Raw genomic sequence first — 1,857 nt, 5'->3', positions numbered from 1 at the left:
GCATCGGTCGAGTAGGCGCCGGTAGGAGCCGCCAGGCCCGTTGTGCCTTCGATGCCGTCAGAGCTTACGAAGCTGAATGACGCGGCGTCGCCGGCGTTCAGATCTTGGTTATCCAGGAACTGTGAACCCGATACCGCTGAACCGCTGTTGGACTCACGCAGGCCGTTGTAGGCGTAGCTTTGATCCAGAGCACCGACCGCTTCGGCCACATCTTCCATTTCGGCCACTACCGAATCGCGCATGGTGACCAAACCGACGATCATGCCCACCACCATGGTGGTGACCAGCAGCACCAGTTCAGTGGTCATAATAAAGCCGCCTTGCTTCTTGGTTTTGGCTGAAGTTTTGATTGCAGTTTTCATAATGTCTTCCTCATTAAAAGTTGGGGTGGCTTGGATAGCCGCAGCACGCTGTGCTGTGTTTCTAGTTGTCGTGCTTCGCAACCGGGGTTACTCCGCGCTCCTATCGAATCGCCCTTGCCATCCAAACCATTCGGTACGAGGCGGTGATTCTTAACAGGGTTATTGCAGGCGCCATACCAACCTTCAAAAACTCCCAGACTTATTTTTATTTTCCTTATTTATCAACACATTAAAGAAACAAAACCACGGCCCGCCGGGCGACAAACACGCTCTCCCAAACAGGAACAACATGTCTATTTTTATTTTGCAAAGCAGTGTCATTGCATTCTGGGAATCCACCCGCTCAATCCACTGAGCAGCAAACAAAAACCGGCGGCAGATCCTAATAAGACGGCCAGAAATGGCGAAACAGCCGAGACACATCGAGCCCCGCCACTATTAGACAGGCATAAAAAAACCGGGACTCGCCCGGTTCCTATACTGTAAGTCAGCGCTTATCGGCGGCGGTCGGCAAGCCGCCGGCAATCTTCATAATGGCTGAGGCCAACCAATCTCGCGGCCGCCGCACGAAAGTCAGGGCGCTGCTCCAGGGCCATCGCGTACAGACCACAGGCTGCCGTCCAGTCTTCTTTAGCCTCGCGAATTAACCCCTGATGATAAGACAGCCGCCAACCCGGGGCGCCCAGCCGTCCGGCTATGCTCAGCGCGCGCTGTGCCTGATCATATTTGCCATCCAGGTAATAGGTTGCCGCCAAGGCTTCTCGCAGCTCGGCGTAATCCGGGTTCAGCAGAATTTGCGCCTCCAATACCGCCCGGGCACGAGTGGTACTGCCATCGTTCATCGCAATTTTACTGCGCAGCAACGCGGCCTCAGGATGACTGCCGGGCATGGAAAGCAGGTTGTCCAGCATCAACTGTGCCTTGTCCTCACGACCGGCCTCGTACTGCATTACCGCACTGGCAAGCAAAATGCGCGTATTGCGTGGGAATTCAACGCTCAAGCGCTCGACCTCATTCAGTATGCGCTCGCAGTCCGTGGTGGCGCTATAGGCCTTCCAGAGCTCTGCACAGGCACTGCCGCTTTCCCGCCCCTGCTCGTACAGGGCTAGCATTTTATCCAGCCGCTTATTGGGATCCGGTGTCGCCTCACGGTGCGCATCCATAGACACACAGGCCGATAGCGAGACCATGGCAACGACCGCTAATAACGATCGAGTGAAACATTTAATTGCCGAGTGTTGCATGACTAGTCCTTCACTTAGTAACGGCTGCGCGTCGAACGAATCGACTCGGCCACCGCGCGATTGAGCAGCGCAGAGGCATCGTCAAACTGCCAAAGCTGGGCGCTGTGTTTTGGCTCGCGAACAATCGTCGGCGTAACCACAATGATCAGCTCTTTATCGGTATCGCTCTTGCCCGAGGATTTCGCCAAGTTACCCAGCAAGGGAATACTGCTCAGTCCCGGTGTATGGCTCTGATTATCCGCGACATCACG

At 55.3% G+C, this 1,857-nt stretch carries 3 protein-coding genes; all 3 read right to left on the bottom strand.

The annotated features are described in order from the left end of the window. Window positions 1-362 (bottom strand): hypothetical protein (locus ABYM29_RS15605; protein ID WP_372865714.1); only part of this gene is annotated, 362 nt, incomplete at its 3' end. Between the two features lie 494 nt (window positions 363-856). Beyond that, the gene (locus ABYM29_RS15600; RefSeq protein WP_372865713.1) at window positions 857-1,606 is read right to left on the bottom strand and encodes a tetratricopeptide repeat protein; all 750 of its coding nucleotides are present in this window, start codon (window positions 1,604-1,606) and stop codon (window positions 857-859) included. Window positions 1,607-1,620: 14 nt separating this feature from the next. Next, the coding region (locus ABYM29_RS15595) for a hypothetical protein (RefSeq protein ID WP_372865712.1) at window positions 1,621-1,857 on the bottom strand (237 nt) is incomplete at its 5' end.

The organism is Spongiibacter sp. (assembly GCF_041602295.1).
GTDB lineage: Bacteria > Pseudomonadota > Gammaproteobacteria > Pseudomonadales > Spongiibacteraceae > Spongiibacter.
This window is presented reverse-complemented; position numbering and strand designations above follow the sequence as displayed.

What these genes read in the sequence shown, in the direction of transcription:
- ABYM29_RS15600 (WP_372865713.1), bottom strand. Translation starts at nt 1,606, where the DNA reads ATGCAACACTCGGCAATTAAATGTTTCACTCGATCGTTATTAGCGGTC.